The 24,838-nt window shown below is 71.1% G+C and carries 20 protein-coding genes; 8 read left to right on the top strand and 12 right to left on the bottom strand.

Annotated elements, in window-relative coordinates; translation table 11 throughout:
- Positions 1-309: 309 nt before the first annotated feature.
- Both ACIQOU_RS31050 and ACIQOU_RS31055 read right to left on the bottom strand, forming a co-directional pair.
- Positions 310-600 carry a DUF3039 domain-containing protein gene (locus tag ACIQOU_RS31050; RefSeq protein ID WP_401542036.1) on the bottom strand — a complete coding sequence of 97 codons (291 nt, stop codon included), beginning with the start codon at positions 598-600 and terminating at the stop codon, positions 310-312.
- 30 nt (positions 601-630) lie between these two features.
- Entirely contained in the window at positions 631-1,203 is a 573-nt protein-coding gene (locus ACIQOU_RS31055) for a YqgE/AlgH family protein (RefSeq protein ID WP_401542039.1), read from the bottom strand.
- A 253-nt stretch (positions 1,204-1,456) separates the two neighbouring features.
- Between ACIQOU_RS31055 and murA the strand changes: the two genes are divergently transcribed.
- Complete coding sequence (murA, locus tag ACIQOU_RS31060; protein WP_401542042.1) at positions 1,457-2,803, top strand: UDP-N-acetylglucosamine 1-carboxyvinyltransferase; 1,347 nt, start codon at positions 1,457-1,459, stop codon at positions 2,801-2,803.
- Positions 2,804-3,256: 453 nt separating this feature from the next.
- Here murA and ACIQOU_RS31065 read toward each other — a convergent pair whose 3' ends face one another.
- From ACIQOU_RS31065 to ACIQOU_RS31105, 9 genes are all read right to left on the bottom strand, one after another.
- Entirely contained in the window at positions 3,257-3,538 is a 282-nt protein-coding gene (locus ACIQOU_RS31065) for an HU family DNA-binding protein (protein ID WP_007382399.1), read from the bottom strand.
- 288 nt (positions 3,539-3,826) lie between these two features.
- Entirely contained in the window at positions 3,827-5,242 is a 1,416-nt protein-coding gene (locus ACIQOU_RS31070; protein WP_401542045.1) for an NAD-dependent malic enzyme, read from the bottom strand.
- Positions 5,243-5,733: 491 nt separating this feature from the next.
- Entirely contained in the window at positions 5,734-8,028 is a 2,295-nt protein-coding gene (locus ACIQOU_RS31075) for a HelD family protein (protein WP_401542048.1), read from the bottom strand.
- 81 nt (positions 8,029-8,109) lie between these two features.
- Positions 8,110-8,877: an anti-sigma factor family protein gene (locus ACIQOU_RS31080; protein ID WP_401542050.1), complete on the bottom strand. Its 768-nt coding sequence runs from the start codon at positions 8,875-8,877 to the stop codon at positions 8,110-8,112.
- 59 nt (positions 8,878-8,936) lie between these two features.
- Complete coding sequence (locus tag ACIQOU_RS31085) at positions 8,937-9,458, bottom strand: sigma-70 family RNA polymerase sigma factor (RefSeq protein ID WP_010039908.1); 522 nt, start codon at positions 9,456-9,458, stop codon at positions 8,937-8,939.
- Between the two features lie 329 nt (positions 9,459-9,787).
- Positions 9,788-10,384, bottom strand: coding sequence for a CGNR zinc finger domain-containing protein (locus ACIQOU_RS31090; RefSeq protein ID WP_401542053.1), 597 nt, complete (start codon positions 10,382-10,384; stop codon positions 9,788-9,790).
- A 231-nt stretch (positions 10,385-10,615) separates the two neighbouring features.
- Complete coding sequence (locus ACIQOU_RS31095) at positions 10,616-11,773, bottom strand: uroporphyrinogen-III synthase (protein ID WP_401542055.1); 1,158 nt, start codon at positions 11,771-11,773, stop codon at positions 10,616-10,618.
- Positions 11,774-11,903: 130 nt separating this feature from the next.
- Positions 11,904-13,277: a nitrate/nitrite transporter gene (locus ACIQOU_RS31100; protein ID WP_401542058.1), complete on the bottom strand. Its 1,374-nt coding sequence runs from the start codon at positions 13,275-13,277 to the stop codon at positions 11,904-11,906.
- A 164-nt stretch (positions 13,278-13,441) separates the two neighbouring features.
- Positions 13,442-14,416 (bottom strand): hypothetical protein, encoded by a 975-nt coding sequence (locus tag ACIQOU_RS31105; protein ID WP_401542061.1) that lies wholly within the window; start codon positions 14,414-14,416, stop codon positions 13,442-13,444.
- Between the two features lie 159 nt (positions 14,417-14,575).
- Here ACIQOU_RS31105 and ACIQOU_RS31110 point away from each other — a divergent pair, with 159 nt between their 5' ends.
- Positions 14,576-15,961: an aminotransferase class V-fold PLP-dependent enzyme gene (locus tag ACIQOU_RS31110; protein ID WP_401542064.1), complete on the top strand. Its 1,386-nt coding sequence runs from the start codon at positions 14,576-14,578 to the stop codon at positions 15,959-15,961.
- 92 nt (positions 15,962-16,053) lie between these two features.
- Complete coding sequence (locus ACIQOU_RS31115) at positions 16,054-16,671, top strand: hypothetical protein (RefSeq protein ID WP_401542067.1); 618 nt, start codon at positions 16,054-16,056, stop codon at positions 16,669-16,671.
- Between the two features lie 129 nt (positions 16,672-16,800).
- On the opposite strand, the gene ACIQOU_RS31120 is transcribed toward ACIQOU_RS31115, so the two are convergent.
- On the bottom strand, positions 16,801-17,802 hold the full coding sequence (locus tag ACIQOU_RS31120) for a LysR family transcriptional regulator (RefSeq protein ID WP_401542070.1): 1,002 nt from the start codon (positions 17,800-17,802) through the stop codon (positions 16,801-16,803).
- Between the two features lie 156 nt (positions 17,803-17,958).
- On the opposite strand from ACIQOU_RS31120, the gene ACIQOU_RS31125 reads away from it, so the two are divergent.
- The 5 genes from ACIQOU_RS31125 to yicI all read left to right on the top strand — a co-directional run bounded on the left by ACIQOU_RS31125 (position 17,959) and on the right by yicI (position 24,791).
- Positions 17,959-19,257, top strand: a complete 1,299-nt coding sequence (locus tag ACIQOU_RS31125; RefSeq protein WP_401542072.1) for an MFS transporter — start codon at positions 17,959-17,961, stop codon at positions 19,255-19,257.
- 164 nt (positions 19,258-19,421) lie between these two features.
- The gene (locus ACIQOU_RS31130; RefSeq protein WP_401542074.1) at positions 19,422-20,744 is read left to right on the top strand and encodes an ABC transporter substrate-binding protein; all 1,323 of its coding nucleotides are present in this window, start codon (positions 19,422-19,424) and stop codon (positions 20,742-20,744) included.
- Positions 20,741-21,703: a carbohydrate ABC transporter permease gene (locus ACIQOU_RS31135; protein WP_401542077.1), complete on the top strand. Its 963-nt coding sequence runs from the start codon at positions 20,741-20,743 to the stop codon at positions 21,701-21,703. The genes ACIQOU_RS31130 and ACIQOU_RS31135 overlap by 4 nt, the downstream gene beginning before the upstream one ends.
- Complete coding sequence (locus tag ACIQOU_RS31140) at positions 21,700-22,530, top strand: carbohydrate ABC transporter permease (RefSeq protein WP_401542080.1); 831 nt, start codon at positions 21,700-21,702, stop codon at positions 22,528-22,530. Before ACIQOU_RS31135 ends, ACIQOU_RS31140 begins: the two co-directional genes overlap by 4 nt.
- 11 nt (positions 22,531-22,541) lie before the next feature.
- Complete coding sequence (yicI, locus tag ACIQOU_RS31145) at positions 22,542-24,791, top strand: alpha-xylosidase (RefSeq protein WP_401542083.1); 2,250 nt, start codon at positions 22,542-22,544, stop codon at positions 24,789-24,791.
- The last annotated feature ends 47 nt before the right edge of the window (positions 24,792-24,838 follow it).

A 24,838-nucleotide genomic window follows, 5' to 3' on the forward strand; every position in this document is an offset into this window, starting at 1 on the left:
CTCCGAAGGGGTCGTTGCAGCACCTGCAACGGGTGTTTCGCTCTGGACAACACCCCGGAGGCTATGGACTACCCGAACATGCCCACAAGAGGTCTCTACCACTTCGTGACATGTACTTGGTAGACACCGACCGGACGGAGATCGGCCAGCGACCGGACAGCGCGCGGGCAGCGAAAGGCCCCCGGGCGCGCGCCATCGCGCCCGGGGGCCCACCGACCGTCAGAATCCGTCAACCGGCAAGAACGACACAAGAGATGAGACGGACAGGACGGACGAGGCAGTCAAGGAGAGAGCGAAGAGGGACAAGGACTACTTGTCGCCCTTGCCGCCCTTGCCGTTGTCGTCCCCGCCGCCGCTCATCGATTCGTAGATCTCCTTGCACATGGGACAGACGGGGTACTTCTTCGGGTCACGGCCGGGCACCCACACCTTGCCGCACAGCGCCACGACGGGCGTGCCGTCGAGCGCGCTCGCCATGATCTTGTCCTTCTGGACGTAGTGGGCGAAGCGCTCGTGGTCGCCGTCGCCGTGGGACACCTGCGGCGTCGGCTCTACGAGGGTCCCCGTACCAGTCCCGCGCTCGGGCTCAAGAGTGCTCATAACCGTCAAGGGTACTGAAGCGCGCCCCCGTCAGTTCAGCGAAGGGTCGTCCGGGTAGGTGGCCACCATCGCCAGCTCACTGCGCTGCCGTCGCAGCACCTCGCGCCACAGCCGTTCGGGCGCCGGCGAGGACACGTCACCGGGCTCCGACTCGACGACGTACCAGGCACCGTCGTTCAACTCGGCCTCCAGCTGCCCGGGCCCCCAGCCCGCGTACCCGGCGAAGATGCGCAGGCTGCCCAGGGCGGAGGCGAGCAGTTCCGGCGGCGCCTCCAGGTCGACGAGGCCGATCGCGCCGTGCACCCGGCGCCAGCCCAGCGGCGCGCCCTGCCCGGCCGAGCCGCCCGGGATGACGGCGACCCCGAGTGCGGAGTCCAGGGAGACCGGGCCGCCCTGGAAGACCACGCCGGGCTCGCCGGCCAGCGCGGCCCAGCCCTCCAGGATGTCGCGGACGTCCACCGGGGTGGGCCGGTTGAGGACGACACCGAGGGAGCCCTCCTCGTCGTGGTCGAGAAGGAGCACCACCGCACGGTCGAAGTTGGGGTCCGCCAGGGCGGGCGTGGCCACGAGCAGTCGCCCTGTGAGCGAGGACACCTCGGTCATGCCTGACATGATCCCGCATCTTCCCCGCGCGTGGGGAGGCAATGGGAGTCCGGGAGTGAATGCAGCTCAGGGCGTAAGGACGCGCCACGGGCGCACGCCCCGAGCGGTGACCGCGTGTGGCCGGGCGCACGCGGTTCGTGTTGTGGCGTGGCTGTGAAGCATCTGAGTGCGTGCACGGCATGCGGTAGGGGGTCGAGCGGCGATTACCCTTGTCTTTTCTGGCCCCTGCCCCCCTCATCGGAACGCGAGATACATGACGGTCAACGGCTCTGACGACGTACTGCTTGTCCACGGCGGAACCCCGCTGGAGGGCGAGATCCGGGTCCGCGGTGCGAAGAACCTCGTACCGAAGGCCATGGTCGCCGCCCTGCTCGGCAGTGGCCCGAGTCGACTGCGCAACGTTCCGGACATCCGTGACGTGCGGGTCGTGCGCGGACTGCTGCAACTGCACGGCGTCACGGTCCGGCCGGGCGACGAGCCGGGCGAGCTGGTGATGGACCCGACCCATGTGGAGAGCGCCAACGTCGCCGACATCGACGCCCACGCGGGTTCCAGCCGTATCCCGATCCTGTTCTGCGGCCCGCTGCTGCACCGGCTCGGCCACGCGTTCATCCCGGGGCTCGGCGGCTGCGACATCGGCGGCCGGCCGATCGACTTCCACTTCGACGTGCTGCGGCAGTTCGGCGCGCGGATCGAGAAGCGGGCGGACGGGCAGTACCTGGAGGCGCCGACGCGGCTGCGCGGCACGAAGATCCGGCTGCCGTACCCGTCGGTGGGCGCGACCGAGCAGGTCCTGCTGACCGCGGTGCTCGCGGAGGGCGTGACGGAACTCTCGAACGCGGCCGTGGAGCCGGAGATCGAGGACCTGATCTGCGTGCTCCAGAAGATGGGCGCCATCATCGCGATGGACACCGACCGCACCATCCGCATCACCGGTGTGGACCAGCTCGGTGGCTACAACCACCGCGCCCTGTCGGACCGCCTGGAGGCCGCCTCCTGGGCGTCCGCGGCGCTCGCGACCGAGGGCGACATCCGGGTCAAGGGCGCTCAGCAGCGGTCGATGATGACGTTCCTCAACACCTACCGGAAGGTGGGCGGGGCGTTCGAGATCGACGACGAGGGCATCCGGTTCTGGCACCCCGGCGGGCAGCTGAAGTCGATCGCCCTGGAGACGGACGTCCACCCCGGATTCCAGACCGACTGGCAGCAGCCGCTGGTGGTGGCGCTGACGCAGGCCACGGGCCTGTCGATCGTCCACGAGACGGTGTACGAGTCCCGGCTCGGCTTCACCTCCGCGCTGAACCAGATGGGCGCCCACATCCAGCTCTACCGCGAGTGCCTGGGCGGCTCCGACTGCCGGTTCGGCCAGCGCAACTTCCTGCACTCCGCGGTCGTCTCGGGCCCCACCAAGCTCCAGGGCGCCGACCTGGTCATCCCCGACCTCCGCGGCGGCTTCTCCTACCTCATCGCCGCCCTCGCGGCCCAGGGCACCTCCCGGGTCCACGGCATCGACCTCATCAACCGAGGCTACGAGAACTTCATGGAAAAGCTGGTAGCCCTAGGCGCCAAGGTAGAACTCCCCACCAAGCCCCTGACCTGACCCCACCCCAACAACAAGCCCGGCGGCCCCCAAAAGGGGCGCCACCGGGCTTGTCGCGATGGGGGGCGGGGGGGACTCGTCGAGATACGGCCCAGCAACGCCGCTAAGGGGCGCGGGGCGCCTCGTCGAGATACGGCTCAGCAACGCCCTTAAGGGGCGCGGGGAACTGCGCGACCAGCCACGACGGCGCCGCACCCGCCCACAACCCTGTATGTCCAGGGGCGCGGGGCTGTATCGATATGCGGCTCCGCCGCGCGGGCGCGACCAGCCACGACGGCGCCGCACCCGCCCACACCCCCCGCCCGCACCCCCCGGCGGCAGCCGCCCGCTGCAAGACGGCCGGAACCCCCCTCGCCGGGACGGCAAACGCGTTGGGGCGGCGCCCGTACAAGAACGGGCGCCGCCCCACCGGCGTCTACACGCCGCACACCAACAGGCGCACGGACGGCAAGATCACTTGCCCTTGGCGGCTTCCTTGAGCTTCGAACCCGCGGAGACCTTGACGCTGTAACCGGCCGGGATCTGGATCGGGTCACCGGTCTGCGGGTTACGCGCGGTGCGAGCGGCACGGTGCGTGCGCTCGAAGGTCAGGAAGCCGGGGATGGTCACCTTCTCGTCGCCCTTGGCGACGATCTCGCCGACGGTCTCGGCGAACGCGGCCAGAACGGCGTCGGCGTCCTTGCGGGTCACCTCGGCACGGTCGGCCAGCGCGGCCACCAGCTCACTGCGGTTCATGTTTGTACTCCCGTGTTCTTCTTGCCGTTGACGCGTGCCACGCGGCGAAGCCGCATGTTAGGCGCTGTGAAGCCGATGCGCTCGCGCCCAGGGACGCATCCTGCCCCTACCTGCTGCGGGAAAGCCAATCCGGCACTCGTAGGAGTCGTGAGAGCACCCTAGGGGAGTGACACCGAAGGCCTGCGCGCCCGCCACCCTAGGGGGCGCTCGCCGGGACAGGGTTCCACGACGCGCCGGGCGGGGGCCATGGTGGTGATCCTCACAGCCCTCGCCCCGCCCGAAGGAGCGTTACTGCGCGACGCCCGCGGCCTTGGCGGCGTTGCGCACCGCACCGGCGACGGCGCCCGCGACCTTGTCGTTGAAGACGCTCGGGATGATGTAGTTCGGGTTCAGCTCGTCCTCGGAGACGACGTCGGCGAGCGCGGTCGCGGCGGCCAGCATCATGTCCGTGTTGACGGTCCGGGACTGCGCGTCGAGCAGGCCGCGGAAGACGCCGGGGAAGACCAGGACGTTGTTGATCTGGTTCGGGAAGTCGGAGCGTCCGGTGGCCACGACGGCGGCCGTCTCGCGGGCCACGGCGGGGTCGACCTCGGGGTCAGGGTTCGCGAGTGCGAACACAATGGCGTCCTTGGCCATGGCGGCCACATCGTCGCCGTCCAGCACGTTCGGGGCGGAGACGCCGATGAAGACATCCGCTCCGCGAACGGCTTCCTTGAGGGTGCCCGTGAGGTTCTCGGGGTTGGTGTTGTCCGCGATCCAGCGCAGCGGCGACTCGGCGTCGGCGTCCTTCAGGTCGGCGCGGCCGGCGTGCACGACACCGTGGATGTCGGCGACGACGGCGTTCTTGACGCCCGCCGCGAGCAGCAGCTTGAGGATGGCGGTACCGGCGGCGCCGGCGCCGGACATGACGACCTCGATGTTCTCGATCGCCTTGCCGGTGACGCGCAGCGCGTTCTTCAGGGCGGCCAGGCAGACGATGGCGGTGCCGTGCTGGTCGTCGTGGAAGACCGGGATGTCGAGGGCCTCGCGCAGCCGTGCCTCGATCTCGAAGCAGCGGGGGGCGGAGATGTCCTCCAGGTTGATGCCGGCGAACCCGGGGGCGATCGCCTTGACGATGGCGACGATCTCGTCGGTGTCCTGGGTGTCCAGGCACAGCGGCCAGGCGTCGATGCCGGCGAACCGCTTGAAGAGGGCCGCCTTGCCCTCCATGACGGGCAGCGCGGCCTTGGGGCCGATGTTGCCGAGGCCCAGCACGGCGGAGCCGTCCGTCACGACCGCAACGGAGTTGCGCTTGATGGTGAGGCGGCGGGCGTCCTCGGGGTTCTCGGCGATCGCCATGCAGACGCGCGCGACACCCGGCGTGTAGATCATCGAGAGATCGTCACGGTTGCGGATGGGGTGCTTGGACTGCATCTCGATCTTGCCGCCGAGGTGCATCAGGAACGTACGGTCGGAGACCTTGCCGAGGGTGACGCCCTCGATGCCGCGCAGCTCCTCGACGATCTCGTCGGCGTGGCTGGTCGAGGTCGCCGCGATGGTGACGTCGATGCGGAGCTTCTCGTGACCGGAGGCGGTGACGTCGAGGCCGGTCACCGAGCCTCCGGAGGACTCCACGGCGGTGGTGAGCTGCGAGACTGCGGTTCCGCTCGCGGGCACCTCCAGCCGGACCGTCATCGAGTAGGAGACGCTGGGCGCCGTAGCCATGGCCGACTTCCCTCTGCTTTCACCGTGTAGGCGTGTAGCTCGTCAGCTGCCCACACCGCCAGCCCCAAATGAGGCCAGCTGTGTAAGTAGCTCTGTATGCCTTCCGATCGTCGCACCTACCCCCGAGTACGTGGTAACCACCCTGGGTTGCGGACGTTTTGTTCACACACCGGGGCTCGGCGTTCCCCCACAGGCCTTGATTTCGGAAAACGGCTTCCACTATACGAGATTCGTCCGGATGGCGAAACTTTGACCCTTGACGGCACCACGAACTCTCGTGACGGGAATTGCCTTGCGGGGATCGTTTGTTACCGTTGACGTGACACCGGCTCGATCCAAGCCCCCGGGCCCAACCTTCGTCGCTACGAGCGACCACTTGCCGCGAGGCGAGCATGGCGGGCCGGTGTCGTCAGCGAAGACCGAGGCCCGCACCGTCAGCTGACGGTGCGGGCCTCGGTCGTTCCCGCAGATCCTTGGGCCCTTCCGGGCGCTCAGTCGCGCAGCAGGTCCGGGACGCCGTCCGGGTCCGGGTCGTCGCGGTCGCCGGAGACGATCGTCAGCTGCCGGGTCGCCCGGGTCAGCGCCACGTACAGCACCCGCAGGCCCGCCGGGGACTCGTCGGCGATCTCCGCCGGGGAGACGACGACCGTGGCGTCGTACTCCAGGCCCTTGGCCTCCAGGCTGCCCAGCGCCACCACCCGGTCGCCGAGCCCGGCCAGCCAGCGCGCGGCCTCCTCGCGCCGGTTCATCGCGACGACGACGCCGACGGTGCCGTCGACCTGGTCGAGCAGGCGGGCCGCCTCCTCGCGGACGGTGCGCGCGAGGGTGTCGTCGACGGCGGTGAAGCGGGGGCGGACGCCGGTGGAGCGGACGGCCCTCGGGGACTGGGCGCCGGGCATCGCGAGGGCGAGGACCTTGGCGGCCAGCTCGGCGATCTCGGACGGGTTGCGGTAGTTGACGGTGAGCTGGAAGCGGCGGCGCGGGCGGCTGCCGAGGGCCTCGTCGCGGGCCTGGGCGGCCTCGTCGATGTCGGACCAGGAGGACTGGGCGGGGTCACCGACCACCGTCCAGGTGGCGTGCCGGCCCCGGCGGCCGACCATCCGCCACTGCATCGGCGTGAGGTCCTGGGCCTCGTCGACGATGACGTGCGCGTACTCCACGCGCTCCTGGGCGAGCCGCTCGGCCCGTTCGCGCTGGGTCTCCTCACGGACCGGCATCAGCTCCTCCAGGCCGGTCAGCTGGTCCAGCGGGTCCAGGTCCCGTCTCTTCCGGGGGCGGGCCGGGAGGCCGAGGATGGCCTGGAGCTCGTCGAGGAGGGCGACGTCGTGCGCGGTGCTGCCCTCGCGGCGCAGCGAACGGGCCACCCGACGCACCTCACCCGGGTTCAGGATGCGGCGGGCCCAGCGGCCGAGGCGGCGTTCGTCGGACATCGCGGCCAGCACCCCGGCCGGGGTCAGCTCGGGCCACCAGGCGTCCAGGAACTCGATGAAGCTGTCCTCGTCGGTGACGTCCTCGTCGAAGGAGGAGCGCAGTTCGGCGGCGAGTTCCGGGTCGGAGTGGCGGGTGGCGCCGCCGGACCGGTCCCAGAGGGCGTCCAGGAGCAGTTTGCGGGCGCGCGGGCGCAGCAGGTTGACGGGGGCGGTGCCGCTGAGGGCGGTCTGCCGGACCCGTTCGAGGTCGGCCGCCTCCAGTTCGAGCCGGCGGCCGAAGGCCACGACCCGGAGCCGGTCGGGGGCGCCGCCCTGCTCCAGGGCACCGCGGGCCGCCTTGCGCAGCACCTTGAGCATCCGCGAGGAGCCCTTGGCGCGGGCGGTGGCCGGGGTGTCGTAGAGGGTGGCCTCGACGCCGTCGACGAGGGAGCCGATGGCGCGGATCGCGACCTGGCCCTCCTCGCCGAGGGACGGCAGCACGCCCTCGGTGTACGCGACCAGGAGCGGGGTCGGGGAGACGATGAGGATGCCGCCCGCGTACCGGCGCCGGTCCTGGTAGAGCAGGTAGGCGGCGCGGTGCAGGGCGACGGCGGTCTTGCCGGTGCCGGGGCCGCCCTCGACGTAGGTGACGGAGGCGGCGGGGGCGCGGATGACGAGGTCCTGCTCGGCCTGGATCGAGGAGACGATGTCCCGCATGGTGTGGCCGCGCGCCTGCCCGAGGGCGGCCATCAGGGCGCCGTCGCCGATGACGGACAGCTCACGGCCGTCGAGGTAGGCGGTCAGCTCGGGGCGCATCAGGTCGTCCTCGACGCCGAGGACCCGGCGGCCCTTGGAGCGGATGACCCGGCGGCGCACCACGCGTCCGGGGTCGACCGGCGTGGAGCGGTAGAACGGCGCCGCCGCCGGGGCCCGCCAGTCGATGACCAGCGGCGCGTACTCGGAGTCCAGGACCCCGATGCGCCCGATGTGCAGGGTCTCGGCGATGTCGGCGGTGCGGTCCTCGCGCACGGCGCCCTCGGCGGGTTCGACGGCGGTGTAGGCGCCGTCGGGGCCCTTCTTGCCGTCCTTGCCGAGGAGCAGGTCGATGCGTCCGAAGAGGAAGTCCTCGAACTCGTTGTTGAGGCGGTTGAGGTGAATGCCGGCCCGGAAGACCTGCGCGTCCCGCTCGGCCAACGCTCCCGGAGTGCCGACCTGACCGCGCTGGGCGGCGTCGTGCATCAGGAACTCGGCCTCGTGGATCTTCTCCTCAAGGCGCCGGTACACCCGGTCCAGGTGTACCTGTTCGATGCCGATCTCCCGGTCCCGGACCGAGTCCTGGACCGAACCGACCACGGACGACTGAGCCTGAGCGGCCACCGGGCCCCCTTCTGACGTGCTGGGCAGCCGTCAACCGTACGCGAAGGGGGCCCCGGAAGCGAGATGCCGGTCCGGGCGGACCTACGCGTCGACCTGCACCAGCTTCTTGCCGGTGAACGTCATGACCTCGAAGTGGTCGATCTCGCTCGGGGTGAAGGCGGCGCCGCCATGGACGTAGAGGGGGCTGCGGGCCTCCGCGCGGGTGGCGTTCTTGATGCCGTAGCCCCAGTTCGGGACGGACCAGGTGGAGACCGTCTCGCGGTCGCCGTTCTTGCCGACGGCGATGAGGGAGCACTTGAGGGGGCCCTTGACGTTGCTGAGCTGGAGGACCGCGTGGGTGCCCCAGTCCTTCTTCTCCATGGCCACGGTCGCCGAGACATGGGTGGTGGCGTCGGTGGCCGACTTCTTGTCCGCCATGGTCTGGAACGCCGCCTGCGCGGGCCCCGCGGCCTGGTTGGCGGTGTCGTTGCCGGAGTCGCCGGAGCCGCTGGTGGCCGCGTACACGGCGAGCGGGCCGCCGGCGATCAGGACGATGCCGGCGGCGAGCCCGAAGAGGCTGCGGCGGCTGCGGACCTTGCGCTTCTCGGTGACCTCGACGACGAGCTTCTCGGCGAGGCGGGGGCTCGGCCGGGCCGAGAGGGACTCGCCGATGGCGGGGGTGCCGGCCCCCGGGAGGTCGGCCAGGGCGGCCAACATCGGTTCCATACCGGCGAGTTCGTCCAGCTGCTGGGCGCACCACTCGCATCCGGCGAGGTGGGCCTCGAAGGCGGTCGCCTCGGCGTCGTCGAGAATCCCGAGCGCGTAGGCGCCGACGGTCTCGTGTTCGTTCGGGCCGGGAGATCCCTGCATGGCACCAGACATACCCGTACCACCTGTGCCGAATCCCGCGCTTCCCCCGTACACACTCATCACGCCGTCACCCCCCGCTCCTCCAGTGCGAGCTTCATCGACCGCAGGGCATAGAAGACCCGAGACCTGACCGTGCCGCTGGGTATCCCCAGGGTCTCGGCCGCCTCATTGACGGTACGCCCCTTGAAGTACGTCTCGACGAGCACCTCCCGGTGGGCCGGGGTCAGGTCGTCGAGCGCGTCCGACAGCGTCATCAGCCACAGCGCCTTGTCGATCTCGTCCTCCGCGGGGATGACCTCCAGCGGCGACGGATCGACCTCCTGCGGCCGGGCCTGCCGGCTGCGGTGGCCGTCGATGACGATGCGGCGCGCGACCGTCACCAGCCAGGGGCGTACCGATCCGGTCGCTCGATTGAGCTGTCCGGCGTTCTTCCAGGCACGGATGAGTGTTTCCTGCACGACGTCTTCTGCTCGCTGCCGGTCTCCGGCGACCAGTCGAAGGACATACGCAAGGAGGGGGCCGGCATGTTCCCTGTAAAGGGCACGCATCAACTCCTCATCTGGCTCCGAGGGCTGGGACATGCGATGTCGGGCCCTCGATCCACGTTCATTGGCCACGACGGAATCCTTGCGCACGCCCACCTCCGATGTCCGGGGGTTCCCCCAGTCGGTCGCTCGCCCAGAGGTACGCGGGTGACGCGTGTCATGTTCAACGCGGGACGACAGTTTCCTTCCGGGTGTCCTGACGAGGGGGACATGAGCGCACATTCCCACTGCGTATTCTTTACATTTCCACCACACGACAGAACGGGCTTCGCGCGCGCGTGAGCCGCCGACGGCAAACCGAATGTTGTCGAAATCACTTCGACAACTCCGAACCCCTGGACGCACATTGGGCGCATCACGGACAGTCAGGCGCGGGTGAGCGCGACCCGGCGACGGTGCCGGGCCACTCTTTCGCGGTTTCCGCAGACCTCGCTCGAGCACCAGCGCCTGCGCCGGCCCCGGGACGAATCGACGTACACGATGGGGCAGTTGTCCCCGGCGCACTGGCGCAGTCCGGCCCGCGCGACGGGGTCGGTGAGCAGTTCGACGGTGTCCCGCGCGATCGCCCCGAGCAGGGCCGCGCACTCCGGCGCCGCCGCCAACTCCCGTACCAGTGCCCCGCTTTCGGCCAGTACGGCGCTGGGCGCGGGCGGTGCCGTGCGGGCGGCCTCGTTGACCCGGGCGAGCACGGCGCGGGACGCGGGCCGGGGTTCACCGCCGAGCCCGCAGCGCACCAACTGCCCGACCAGTGCGCGCAGTTCACGGAACTCACCCGGCCAGGACGCGTCGACATGGGCCAGCGAGGTGCCCGGCGGGACCAGTCCGGCGCCCGCGATCCAGGCCCGCAGCACCGGGACGGAGTCGAACCGTTCCTCCGGGTGCGTGGTCGCGAGGAGGTCGAGGCAGACCCGCCCGGCGTCGAAGCGCAGCTCGTAGGGTGCCGTGACCGTACCCAGTGCCATATGCCTGCCACCGCCTAGGAGTTGCCCGAGTCGGAATGTCGGCGAAGGGGGACGAGGAACCGTTCCTCCCCTACAGTGCCTTCCCGGCCACGCCCCCGAAACCCCCCGCACCACAAGGCCGTTGTCGATCAACCCACCGACGGCCCCGCAGGCGGCCCCACCGACGGCCCCGCAGGCGGCCGCACTGGTGGCCGACGTTCGACGGTCGACGCGCCGTGCCCTGACCGGCGTTCAGACGGTGTCGTACTTGGTGTCGGCCGAGGGGTCCAGGGCGAGTCGGTAGCCGCGTTTGACCACCGTCTGGATCAGCTTCGGCTCCCCGAGTGCCGTGCGCAGCCGGGCCATCGCGGTCTCGACGGCGTGCTCGTCCTTGCCGGCGCCGGGCAGTGCCCGCAGCAGTTCGGCGCGGGCGACCACCCAGCCGGGCCGTCGGGACAGGGCCCGCAGCAGGGACATCCCGGCCGGCGGTACGGGTTTGAGGGCGCCGTCCACCAGGACCGCGTGCCCCCGGATCTCCACCCGGTGCCCGGCGATCGGCAACACCCGTGCCCGGCCCGGGAGTTCACGGCACAGCACCTGGACGAGCGGGCCGAGCCTGAACCGTTCGGGCTGCACGGTGTCGATGCCGTGCGCCTGCAAGGGCAGCGCGGTGACCGGGCCGACCACGGCGGGCAGCACGTCGTGGCGCAGGGCGGCGAGGAGGTCGGGCAGCAGACCGCGCGCCTCGGCCCGGTTCAGCAGGGACGCGGCGGCGGGCGCGCTGGTGAAGGTGAGCGCGTCCAGGCCGCGGGCGACGGTGACGTCGAGCAGCCGGTCGACCGGGCCGATGTCCTCCGGGGGCAGCCACCGGTACACCGGGACCCCGACCACCTCCGCACCGGCCGCGCGCAGGGCCTCGACGAACCCGGGCAGCGGTTCCCCGTGCAGCTGGACGGCGATGCGGCGGCCGTCGACGCCCTCGTCCAGGAGCCGGTCGAGCACCTCGGCCATGGACTCGCTGGACGGCGACCACTGCTCGGTCAGCCCGGCGGCCCTGATCGCGCCCTTGACCTTGGGGCCGCGCGCGAGCACCTCGGCGTCGCGCAGCCGTGCCAGGAGCGGTTCGCCCACCCCCCAGCCGTCGGCGGCCTCGATCCAGCCCCGGAAGCCGATCGCGGTGGTCGCGACGACGATGTCCGGGGCCCGGTCTATCAGGCCCTTGGTCGCGGAAAGCAGCTCGCTGTCGTCGGCGAGCGGCACGATCCGCAGGGCGGGGGCGTGCAGGACGGCCGCGCCGCGCCGGGTCAGCAACGCGCCCAGCTCGTCGGCCCGGCGGGCGGCCGTGACCCCGACGGTGAAGCCCGCCAGGGGGCCGGGCGGCTCGGGGCGCTGCTGTCCGTCGTCGTCCATCACTCTCGTTCCGGCTGGAAGTCGTGCCGTGCCTTGGAATCGTGCCGTGCGTCCGGCGGCCCCGGACAGCGAACGAGCCTGTCAACGGCGCGTGACAGGCCAGGTTCGCGCTGATGTCGCCGACGTTACGTCACACCTCGGCGTAGTTCAGCCGCTGCTGCGCCGGGGTGGTCGCCGTGGCCTCGGCCGGGGCAGGGGTGCGGCGAAGGTATACGGCCCAGGTCACGGCCGTGCAGACGGCGTAGAAGGCGAGGAAGCCGACGAAGGCGCCGGTGCCGGTGCCGGAGCTGAGGAACGACTGCCGGAAGGCGAGGTTGATGCCGACGCCGCCGAGCGCGCCGACCGCGCCGATCAGCCCCATGGACGCGCCCGACAGGCGCCGCCCCCAGGCCGCCGCCTCCTCCCCGGTCAGCCCCTTGGCCCGGGCCTTCGCCTGGAAGATGCCGGGGATCATCTTGTACGTCGAGCCGTTGCCGAGCCCGCTGAGGGCGAACAGCACGACGAACACGGCGACGAACAGCGGCAGCGACTTCGCCAGCCCGGCGCCGATCAGGGCGGCGGTGGCGGCGGCCATGCCGAGGTAGTTGACGAGGGTGATGCGGGCGCCGCCGAAGCGGTCGGCGAGCCGGCCGCCGACGGGCCGGATCAGCGAGCCGAGCAGCGGGCCGATGAAGGTGAGGTAGGCGGCCTGGAGCGGGGTGCGCCCGAACTGCACCTGGAGCACCTGCCCGAACGCGAAGGCGTAGCCGATGAACGACCCGAACGTGCCGATGTAGAGGAACGCCATGATCCAGGTGTGGGCGTCGCGGGCGGCGTCCCGGGCGGCGCCGGTGTCGTTCTTCACGGAGGCGAGGTTGTCCATGCGCAGGGCGGCGAGGGTCGCGGCGAGCAGGATCAGCGGGATGTAGACGCCGAGCAGCACGCGCGGCCCGCCCCCGGCGCCGATCACGGCGAGGGCGATCAGCTGGATGACGGGGACGCCGATGTTGCCGCCGCCCGCGTTGAGGCCGAGCGCCCAGCCCTTCTCGCGCAGCGGGAAGAACGCGTTGATGTTGGTCATCGAGGACGCGAAGTTCCCGCCGCCGATCCCGGCCAGCAGACCGACCCAGAGGAACGTCGAGAAGCGCGTCCCCGGTTCCATCACCGCGAACGCGGCGACCGTCGGCACCAGCAGCAGCCCCGCCGAGACGATCGTCCAGTTCCGTCCGCCGAAGATCGCGACCGCGAACGTGTACGGGACCCGGACGACCGCGCCGACCAGCGTGACCATCGACGTCAGCAGGAACTTGTCGGCCGGGGTGAGCCCGTACTCGGGGCCCATGAACAGCACCAGGACCGACCAGAGGGTCCAGATCGAGAAGCCGATGTGTTCGGAGAGCACCGAGAAGAGCAGGTTGCGGCGGGCGACCCGCTCCCCGGTCTCCTTCCAGAAGGCCTCGTCCTCCGGGTCCCACTCGGTTATCCAGCGGCCGGGGGCGGGGGAACGGGGGCTCGGGGCTGTCATGGCGCCTCCACGGGGGTCCTGGACGGGTTCCTCCCGACGGTAGGAACACCGCGTTTCGGCCCTGTGGTTCCCGGTGACCGCAAGGGAACTTCGCTCTCACCTCGGGGGGTGCGGGGGTGAGAGGTCCGGGGCGGAGGTCCCCGCGCCGCGGGTCGACGGCGCGGTCAGCGCTGCGGGGGCTGCCAGTGGGGGTTCTGCTGGGGGTACCCGTAGGGGGCCTGCGGGGGCGGCGGGGTCTGCGGGTGCGGCGGGGGCGGGGCGGTGTAGGGGCCGGGGGCCGCCTGGCCGGGGTTCTGCTGGGGGTACCCGTAAGGGGCCTGCGGCTGCTGTGGGGGGACGTGGTTGCCGGGCTGGGGCTGGCCGTAGGGCGCGGGCTGTTGGGGGTACGGCTGGGGCTGGGGCTGGGGCTGGGGCTGGGGCCGGCCGTACGGTCCGGGCTGCTGGGAGTAGGGCTGCGGGTAGGGCTGTTGCTGCGCTTGCGGCTGCTGGTGGGGCTGCTGGCCGTAGGGGCCGGTCGTCGCGAACGGGTTCTGCTGGCCCGGGAGTTGGGCGCCGGGCGGCAGATAGCGGACGCGTCCGGTCTCGTCCTGGACCGGGGTGAACCCGGCGGCCTGGAGGCGGGCGGCGAACTTGGTGTTGCGCGCGCGGGTGACGAGGTACCCGATGCCGAGGATCACCAGGCACAGCGCCCACAGGACACCGGCCGCGGCGAAGTCGATGGCCTCGCCGCCGGTCCGCAGCGCGAGGATCAGGGAGGCGACGGTGACGCCGAGGACGCCGTACCCCATCCGCTTCTGCGCGTTCTTGCCGGTGAGGTCGAACTGGATGCGGGCCTTGAGGAGTTCGAGGGCGTCCGGGACCAGCGGCGGGAGGGAGACGCCGTCGGCGGCGTTCGGGTACTGCGCCCAGTTCTGGGCGGCGCGGGCGCGGGCCTGCGGGCCGGGGTCGGGCACCAGGACGAGCTTCAGCACGTTGTTGCGGGCGCCGGTGTGCCGGGCGTCGACGTACTCGTAGCCGAACTGCTGGGCGATGAAGGCGAGTCGGGAGAGTTTCTTCACCGAGGACATCGGACTGGTGAGTTCGACGGGCTGGCCCCCGGCCATCTCCCGCAGCATCTTCTGGATCTGCCGCTTGCTCATCGCACTGCTCCCCGTGGGCCCGCTCGCTGTTCACTTCAGCAACGGGCCGATTTTCGCACGGGTCGGACAACGGCGTTGCCCAGCAAGCCCACTTGACCAGGCCGTGACCGTAGATTGGGGGGATATGACGGCGTACGTCAGCGATCGAGCAGGTGAGTGATGAACAGTGCGTGTTCCGTGGACGCCCTGCGCGCGACGGAGTTCCCCTATCTGGACGCCACCGGGCAGGCGTACCTGGACTACACGGGCGCGGCGTTACCCCCGCTGTCCCTGGTGCGGGGGCAGCAACGGCGTTTGATGACCGGGGTGTTCGGCAATCCGCACTCCGCGAGCCCGGCGTCGCGGGCGTCGACCCGGCTGGTGGCGGAGGCGCGGGCGGCGGTCCTCGGGCTGTGCGGGGCGTCCCCCGAGGAGCATGTGGTGATCTTCACGGCGAACGCCACGGCGGCGGTCCGGCTGGTGGCCGAGTCCTACCCGTTCGGCCCCGCCACCCCGCTCGCGTTCTCGGCGGACAACCACAACTCCGTGCTGGGCATGCGGTGTTACGCGCAGCGCGCCGGGGCCCCGTTCGCGGCGGTGCCCCTGAACGACGCCCTGGAGACCGACGAGGAGGAGTTCACCGGGTGCCTCGACGCCCTGTCGGACCGGTCGGGTCCTGGCCTGTTCGCGTACCCGGCCCAGTCCAACGCCACCGGAATCCGGCACCCGTTGGACCGGGTGGCGACGGCTCGGCGGCGCGGCTGGCACGTCCTGCTGGACGCGGCGGCCCATCTCCCCACGGGGCGGCTGGACTTGGGAGCGGTCCCGGCCGACTTCACGGTGCTGTCCTGGTACAAGATCACGGGGTTCCCGACCGGCGTCGGCGCGCTGATCGCCCGCCGGGACGCGCTGGAGGTGCTGCGCAGGCCGTGGTTCGCGGGCGGCACGGTCCGGGCGTCCTCCGCGTCCACGGCATGGCACCTCCCCTCGCCGCCGCCGGAGGGGTTCGAGGACGGCACGCTGCCCTTCCTGGCCCTGCCCGACGTGACCGCGGCGGCGGCCTGGCACGACGCCGTCGGCCTCCCGGCGCTGGCCCACCACACCACCCGCCTCACGGCACACCTGCTGGCCGGCCTGACCGGCCTGCGCCACCAGGACGGCGCCCCCGCGATCCGCCTCCTCGGCCCCGCCACCCCGGTCGGCCGGGGCCCGACGGTGACCTTCAACCTGCTCTCCCCCGACGGCACCCCCCTCGACGAACGCATCCTCCAACGGGCCGCCTCCGCAGCCGGCATCAGCATCCGCACCGGCTGCTTCTGCAACCCGGGCACCGCCGAACAATCCAACGCCCTCACCCCGACCACGATCCGCAACGCCCTCGCCCTGGGCTCCCCACCCGACGTGGACACCTACCTCCGCCAACTGAACACCTACACCCAGGGCGCGATCCGAGCCTCCATGGGAGCGGCAACGAACACGAAGGACGTAGACCGCCTGCTCTCAGTCTGCGCAAAGGTAGTGAACCGCCCGGGACTGACACCTACAGAGCCCCGGGTGGGCTGCTGAGGATCGGCTCTGTCCGGGGTCAGCACCAGGCCCCTTCGCGTTCCGCCCACCCGTTATCCTCGACCGGACCCGCACAGGAAGGGGGAGAGTCCATGTCGGCCGAGCCCAACTCCGACCACTCGACGGCGCGGCGCCCCCGGCGTTCCTCCGTCGCGAACGCCGCTTTCGCACTGGGATTCCTGGTCGTCCTGGCCACCACGGTGCTGGGTGCCTTCGCCGCGGTGGCGCTCCTGCTCGACACGGCGGCGCTGGCCTCAGTGGTCCCCGACGCGGGACGCAACGCCCTGGTCATCGGCGGAATCGCACTCGGCGGCGGCACCGGGCTGTTCGTGCCGGTGGTGCTGTTCGGCATGGTGCGGGGCAACGACACCACCCCGAGGGTCGGCCCCGGCGCCGCCGCCCGCACACTGCTGGCCCTGCTGGTCTTCGACGCCTACGTACTCGCCCTGTCACTGCTCGTCTCGCAGGCCGGCCGCCTCCTGCCGGAGAAACTCACCACGCTCACCGCCGTGTTCGCCATCGGCTTCAGCTGGATGCCCCTGGCGATGATCCCGTGGAAGAGACTCGGACTGGGCCAGATCGCAGGGGGTCACCTGAGCAAGCGGGGTTCCTCGCCGCAGAAGTACGGTCCTTCCGTGAGCGCCGCCTCGGCACGGAACGCGGCCACGCTCGGCGAATCGGCGGGAACTCTCGGCTCCCGCACGGTGTGACTGGCCATGCCCGGGCCGTCGGCCAGGCCAGCAGGGCAGCGTGACACGGCACTCCGTCCAGCCCCGCCGTGGGTGCCATGTCGTCGGTCGCCTCCCGGCCGAGGACGCGTCGGAGCCCTCGGACGCGCATCAGCCCGTCACGGTTTCCGGCGCTCCCGCCCCGTTTCCTCTGTGTGCGTGGAGGATGCGCAGGTCGACGGGGGGAATCCAGCCCTCGACCGGTCGTCGAAGCCACTCTTCCGCCTGGGTCAGCTCCGCCGCCGCCCGGCGTAGCGCCTCAAGTCCTCGGTGCGTCAGCCCCTTTCGCCACACCAGGGACACGAGCGACCAGGGAACCGGATCGACCAACCCCCGTACCACCATCCCCGGTAGCGCCGGGAAGTCCGTCACCGCCAGGACCGGTGCACCCGTCTTGGTCATGAGGCGTTGGAATTCTTCGGGGCCTACGGCCAGTGGGGCCGGGGGTGCGAGGGTGATTTCTCGGTCCTTGAAGAGTTGTCGTGCGAGGTCGGTCCACTCGGGGGTGCGGGGGTTTCCCGCGCCGGCGTAGACCGTCTCGCCCGCCAGCTCGGCCAGCGGCACCTGTTCCGCCCGGGCCAGCCGGTGGTGTTCGGGCAGCACGATCGCCATCGGTTCGAACCGGACGGGCTGATGGTCGAGCCGGTCCCGCAGCGCCGGTTCCAGACCGGCGAAGCGGCCGAACGACGCGTCCAGGCGTCCGGCGACGAGTTCGGTGGCGGCGCCGGTGAGACCGCTCTCGAAGCGGGCCATCAGCTCGCAGTCGGGGGCGAGTTCGCGGGCCCGGTGCAGGACGCGGCGGCCGGTGACCAGGCCCGGGGAGTTCAGGTCGACGAGGAGCGGGCGGGGTTCGGCGAACGCCGCCAGCAACTCCTCCTGCGCCGCCAACACCCGCCGGGCGTACGGCAGCAGACGTTCACCGTCGGCCGTCATCACCACCTGCCGGGTGCTCCGCACGAACAGTTCGGCGTCCAACTCCCGTTCCAGGCGCCGCACATCACGGCTCAACGCCTGCTGGGCGAGGCGCAGCCGAGCCGCCGCCCGCGTGAAGTGCAACTCCTCGGCGACAGCGACGAAGACCCGCAGCAACCGGGGATCGAGGTGGGAGGGCATCCCGCGAACCTACCTCCCGGGGCCCCGCCCGCCCCGGCGATTTCTCACCCGGCGCCCACGCGAGCCTCCCCCCTCCCGCATTCACAACCCGCCCGTGTGAATCGCCTCCCAACAGGTGTTGGACCTCGCGATCGTCCCCGCGTCACCGTGGTTCCCATGCCCTCTCCTCATCCCGAGCCCGCTCCCCGGGGCCCCGGTCCCGCTCCCACGCGGCTTCACACCGTCACCGGCGATGCCCTGGTGATCGTTGATCTCACTCCACGTTCTTCGTCCAACTGCCGTCCGCCCGGGCCTTATCGGCGGCTGCTCGGGCTGCCGGGGGCGCGGGGTTTCGCGCTGGCCGGGGTGGTGGCTCGGCTGCCGATGGGGATGTTCAGTGTGAGCGCGGTCGTGATGATCGCCGGGGTGCGGGGGTCGTACGCGCTCGCCGGGGCCGTCACGGCGACGGGGCTCGTGGCGACGGCGGTGGTCGCGCCCTGGATCGCGCGGCTGGTCGACCGGTACGGGCAGGCGCGGATCGCCGTCCCCGCGACGGTGTGCGCGGTGCTCGGGTCGCTGGCGCTGCTGCTGTGCGTGCGGTACGACGCGCCCGCCTGGACGCTGTTCGCCTCCTACGCGGCGACCGCCACCACCCCGAACACCGGCGCCATGTCCCGCGCCCGCTGGGCCCATCTCACGGGCGACGACGACGCCCTGCACACCGCGCAGGCCTTCGAACAGGCCGCCGACGAGCTGTGTTTCATGCTGGGCCCGGTCCTCGCGGCCTTCCTGTGCGGGACGTTCTTCCCGGAGGCGGGCACGTTGGTGGGGGCGGTGCTGCTGCTCACCGGTGTGGTGGCGTTCGCCGCGCGGCGCGCCACCGAGCCGCCCGCGCACCCGGGCACGGGCACGCGATCCCCGGTCCGCTCCCCCGGCATACCGCCGCTGCTCGCCCTCTGCCTGGCGCTGGGCGCGGTATTCGGGTCGATGGAGGTGGTGACGATCGCGTTCGCGGACGAGCGGGGGCACCGGGCGGCGGCCGGGGTCGTGCTGGGGCTCCAGGCGGCCGGATCGTGCGCGGCGGGGCTGGTGTTCGGGGCGGTGCGGACAAGGGGCCCGGCCGCGCGCCGGTTGCCGTGGTGCGTGGCCGCGATGGCCGCCCTGCTGACCCTGCCGTCGCTCGCGGCGACCCTCACCGGCTCCCTCGTCCTGCTCGCGCTCGCGCTGCTGATCGCGGGCACGGCGACCGCGCCGGTCATGATCACGACGATGACGCTGGTCCGTGAACGCACCCCGCCCAGCCGCCTCAACGAGGCCCTGACCCTCGCCGTGACCGGTCTCCTCGGCGGCATCGCCTGCGGTTCGGCGGCGGGCGGGTGGGCGGCCGAACACCTCACGCCGGGCGCCGGTTTCGCGGTACCGGTGAGCGCGGCGGCCCTCGCCCTGGCCGTCTCCCTCACCGCACGCGCCCGCTGAACCTCCCCCGCCCCCACCCCGTTTCGCCGCGTCCGCCGCATTGACGTGATCCCCTCCGCCCGCCTACGTTGCCCCGTCGAAGCGCTTCGACGTCACGCGTCGGAACGGTCCGACGAACCCCGCGTGACGCCCCGATACCCATCCGACTCCCTTGGAGGAACTGGATGTTGACGGTACGAAGGCGAACGGCACGAAGGCGAACGGCGCGGCGGGCGACCGCGTGCACGGCGGTGGCGCTCTCCGGCGCCCTGCTGCTCGGCGGGTGCGGCGGCTCGGGCAGTGGTTCCGGTGACGCCCATACGTTGCGGCTCTGGCACTACGAGGGTCCCGACAGCGCGATGGGGGTGGCCTGGAACGCGGCCATCAAGGAGTTCGAGGCCCAACACCCGGGCGTGAAGGTGGAGTTCGAGGAGAAGGGCTTCGAGCAGATCCAGAAGACGGCGCCCATGGTCCTCAACTCCTCCGACGCCCCCGACCTCATGGAGTACAACAAGGGCAACGCGACCACCGGACAGCTCTCCGAACAAGGGCTGTTGACCGATCTGACCGCCGAGGCGGGCAGGCGCGGCTGGGACAAGAAGCTGAGCGCGGCCGTCCGCACGACCAGCCGGTACGACACCAACGGCGTGATGGGCAGCGGGAATTGGTACGGGGTGCCGGACTACGCCGAGTACACGATGGTCTTCTACAACAAGGACCTGTTCACGAAGTACCAGGTCGCCCAGCCGACGTCGTTCGCCGAACTCACCGCCGCCATGGACGCGTTCACGCGCAAGGGCATCACCCCGCTCGCCAACGCGGGCGCCGAGTACATGGCCCAGCAGTATCTGTACCAGCTGGCGCTGTCGAAGGCGGACCGCTCGTGGGTGGACGCGTACCAGCTGTACCGGGGGAAGACGGACTTCCATGACGCCGCCTGGACCTACGCGGCGCGCACCTTCGCGGACTGGGTGAAGAAGGGCTACCTCAGCAGGAAGACGACCAGCGCCAAGGCGGAGGACGCGGGCGTGTCCTGGATTCAGGGCAAGGCGCCGATCCTGTTCTCCGGCAGCTGGTGGTACGGGCGTTTCCGGAGCGAGGCCAACTTCGCCTGGGACAGCGGACTCTGGCCCGGTTCGAAGCTCACCCTGGGCTCCGGCGGCAACCTCTGGGTCGTTCCGAAGAACGCGAGGAACAAGCAACTCGCCTACGACTTCATCGACATCACCCTGTCGAAGAAGATCCAGAACCTGCTGGGCAACCAGGGCGGCATCCCGGTCGCCGCCGACCCCTCGGCCATCACCGACCCCCGTTCACAGTCGCTGATCGACAACTTCCGTACCCTCTCCGCCCGCGACGGCCTCGCCTTCTACCCGGACTGGCCGGTCAACGGCTTCTACGACGTCCTGGTCTCCGAGACGCAGAAGCTGATGACCGGCGGCGCGACACCGGACGCCTACCTCGACGCCCTCCAACAGGCGTACGACAAGGGCGTACCGCAGCGATGACGGCCCCCGTCGAACGGGGCACGCGGGCCGTCGGCGCACACCCCGGCCCGCGCCGGTCCCGCCCCCGTGACTCCTACGCCCTCTTCCTGCTCCCCGGCGTCCTCGCCTTCCTCGCCGTGGTCGTCGTGCCGTTCCTGATGAACACCGGCGTCAGCTTCACCGCGTGGCAGGGCATCGGCACGCCGCGGTGGACCGGGCTCGCCAACTACCGTGCGCTGCTTGCGGATGCGGAGTTCTGGGCGTCGTTCCGGCACAGTCTGGCCATGGTCGTCGCGATGGCGCTGGTGCCGACCGGGATCGGTCTGGTGCTGGCGGCCGCGCTGTTCGACTACGTCGGCAAGCACGTCGGGGCACGCGCGGCCGCCGTGCTGCGGGCCTGCTTCTATCTGCCGCAGGTGCTGCCGATCGCGGTCGCCGGAATCGTCTGGAGCTGGATTCTCGCCCCCGACGACGGCTCCCTGAACGCCCTGCTCCAGGCGGTCGGGCTCGGTTCCTGGCAGCAGGACTGGCTCGGCGACCCCGACCTCGCCCTGTACAGCGTGATGGGCGTGATGGTGTGGGTGCAGATCGGGTTCCCGCTGGTGGTGTTCATGGCGGGCCTGCAACGCGTCGACCCGCAGCTGTACGAGGCGGCCGAACTGGACGGCGCGGGTTGGTGGCGCCGGTTCTGGCACATCACGCTGCCGCAGATCCGCCCGGAGATCTCGGTGGTCCTCACCTGGTGCACGATCGCCGCGCTCAAGGTGTTCGGCGCGGTGTACGTGCTGACGAAGGGCGGGCCAGGCGGCGCCACGGATGTGCCGTCGTACTTCTCGTTCTCGACGTTCTTCGAGAAGACGCAGGTCGGCTACGGTGCCGCGATCTCCACCGTGCTCACGGTGCTGATCCTCGCGCTGTCCCTGCTCGCCCTGCGCCTCCAGACCCGCGCCGAGGACGCCGAGGAAGGAGGCCGCGCATGACCGCCAAGGCCGCCCTGCGCCGTTACCCGGTGCTCATCGCCCTCTCGCTGGCCGCGCTGTTCATGGTGGTGCCGTTCCTGATCGTCGCCGTCAACGCGGTCAAGTCACCGGCCGAGTACGCGGCGCACGGCCCGCTCAGTATGCCCAACGGCCTTTATCTGCAAGGGATCGAGGACTTCTGGACCCGGGTCGACTACGGGCGGAAGCTGTTCAACTCGGTGCTGATCAGTGGCTCGGTGGCCGTCCTCGCCGTCGTCCTGTCGCTGCTGAACGCGTACGCCCTCGGCATCGGCCGGATCAGGGGCCGCGCCTGGGTGCTGGCGTTCTTCGTGCTGGCGAACATGCTCCCGCAGGAGGCGCTGGTCTACCCGATCTACTACCTCAGCAAGGCAGTTGGCCTCTACGACACCCGGCTCAGCGTGATCATCGTGTTCACGGTGATCCAGGCGGCGTTCGGCACGTATCTGCTCGCGTCGGTGCTCGGCCGGTTCCCCCGCGAGATCGTCGAGGCGGCCCGGATCGACGGCGCCGGTCCCTGGCAGATCCTGTGGCGGATCGTGGTCCCGGTCAGCCGCCCGGCCCTCGGGGTACTGCTGGTCTTCTTCTTCATCTGGACCTGGAACGAGTTCCTGCTGCCGCTGGTCATGCTGATCTCCAACGACCAGCAGACCGTCTCGGTCGCCCTCGGCGTCCTCCAGGGGCAACGGCTGATGGACGCCACGATGACCAACGCGGCGGCCCTGCTCGGTGTGCTGCCCGCGCTCGTGTTCTTCCTCGTCTTCCAGCGCACGCTCACCCGCGGTGTCGCGGTGGGCGCCGTCAAGTAAGGACCCCCCACGTGAAGTTCACCGACGGCTACTGGCTGCCGCGCGCGGGCGTCACCGCCGCCCACCCCGCCGTCGCCCACGACGTCATCGCGGGCGACGGCACCCTGGAGATCCAGGCGCCGACCCACCCCGTCCGCCACCGGGGCGACCTGCTGAAGGGTCCGGTGGTGACGATCCGCGCCCACGCCCCGCTGCCCGACGTCATCGGCATCACCCTCACCCACTTCACCGGCGCGGAGCCACCGCGACCCCGATTCGCCCTGCACCACGAGGAGTTCACCGCCCGGGCGAGCTACGACGACGAGGGCGCCACCCTCACCTCCGGCGCCCTGTCGGTCCGCTTCCCCCGCACCGGCCCCTGGCACGTCGACTTCCTCGCTCACGGCCGCCTCCTCACCGGCAGCGGCCGCAAGGGCATCGGCATCATGCGGGACGCCGACGGCACCCACTATCTGCGCGAGCAACTCGCCCTGGGCGTAGGCACATCCGTGTACGGCCTCGGCGAACGCTTCGGCCCGCTGGTCAAGAACGGCCAGGTGGTGGACGTCTGGAACGCCGACGGCGGCACCGCCACCGAACAGGCCTACAAGAACGTCCCGTTCTACCTCACCGACGCGGGCTACGGCGTCTTCGTCGACCACCCCGGCAAGGTCTCCTTCGAGGTCGGCTCGGAAGCCGTCTCCCAGGTCCAATTCAGCGTGGAGACACAGGAGTTGACGTACTACGTCATCCACGGGCCCACCCCCGGGGACATCCTGCGCCGATACACCGCCCTCACCGGCCGCCCGGCCCTGCCGCCCGCCTGGTCGTTCGGGCTGTGGCTGTCGACGTCGTTCACCACCTCCTACGACGAGGAGACCGTGACGTCGTTCATCGACGGCATGCGGGAACGCCAACTGCCGCTCTCCGTCTTCCACTTCGACTGTTTCTGGATGCGCGAGTTCCAGTGGTGCGACTTCCGATGGGACGAACGCGTCTTCCCCGACCCCGAGGGCATGCTCGCCCGCCTCAAGGAACGCGGCCTGCACATCTGTGTCTGGATCAACCCGTACATCGGCCAGCGCTCCCCGCTGTTCGCCGAGGGCAAGGCACTCGGCCATCTGCTGCGCCGCCCCGACGGCAGCGTCTGGCAGGGTGACCTGTGGCAACCCGGCATGGCCCTGGTCGACTTCACGAGTCCCGCCGCCCGCGACTGGTACGCCGGCAGACTGCGGGCGCTGCTCACGCAGGGCGTCGACTGCTTCAAGACCGACTTCGGCGAACGGGTCCCCCTCGACGTCGTCTGGTCCGACGGCTCCGACCCCGAGCGGATGCACAACTACTACACCCACCTCTACAACCGGACCGTCTTCGACGTCCTGCGCGCACACCGGGGCGAGGGCGACGCCGTCGTCTTCGCGCGCTCGGCGACCGCCGGTGGCCAGCAGTTCCCGGTGCACTGGGGCGGCGACTGCGAGTCCACCTACGCCGCGATGGCCGAGTCGTTGCGCGGCGGCCTCTCCCTCGGCCTGTCCGGGTTCGGCTTCTGGAGCCACGACATCGGCGGCTTCGAGGGCACCCCCACCCCCGCCCTCTTCAAACGCTGGGTCGCCTTCGGCCTGCTCTCCTCGCACAGCCGCCTGCACGGCTCCTCCTCCTACCGGGTGCCGTGGCACTTCGACGAGGAGTCCGTCGACGTGCTGCGCCACTTCACCCGCCTCAAGCTGTCCCTGATGCCCTACCTCCACGAGGCCGCCCGCGCCGCCCACACCGAGGGCGTGCCGATGATGCGCGCGATGGTCCTGGAGTTCCCGGCCGACCCCGGCTGCGCCCACCTGGAACGGCAGTACATGCTGGGCCCCGATCTGCTGGTCGCCCCGGTCTTCGACGACGACGGTGACGTCACCTACTACGTCCCCGAGGGCACCTGGACGCACTTCCTGACCGGCGAGACGGTGACCGGCCCCCGCTGGACGCGGGAACGGCACGGGTTCCTCAGCGTGCCGCTGCTGGTGCGGCCCGGCGCGGTGATCCCGGTCGGCGCGGTGTGCGACCGGCCCGACTACGACTTGGCCGACGGCGTCACCCTGCGCGCGTTCGGCCTGGCCCCGGGCGCCCACGTGACCGTGGCGGTCGGCGACGTCACTTTCACCGTCACCCCCGAGGACGGCACCCTGTGCGCGAGCTGCGACGACCCGTCGGCGCCCTGGGCGCTGGCCGCCGGGGACCGGGAGGTCAGGGCACCGGCGGGGACCGGGCGGCTTGCCCTGGAGCAGGCCTGACGGTGACCGTGGAAAAGAAAAGCCCCGCTGCCGAAGCAGCGGGGCTT

The organism is Streptomyces sp. NPDC091279 (genome assembly GCF_044757465.1).
Taxonomy (GTDB): Bacteria; Actinomycetota; Actinomycetes; order Streptomycetales; family Streptomycetaceae; genus Streptomyces.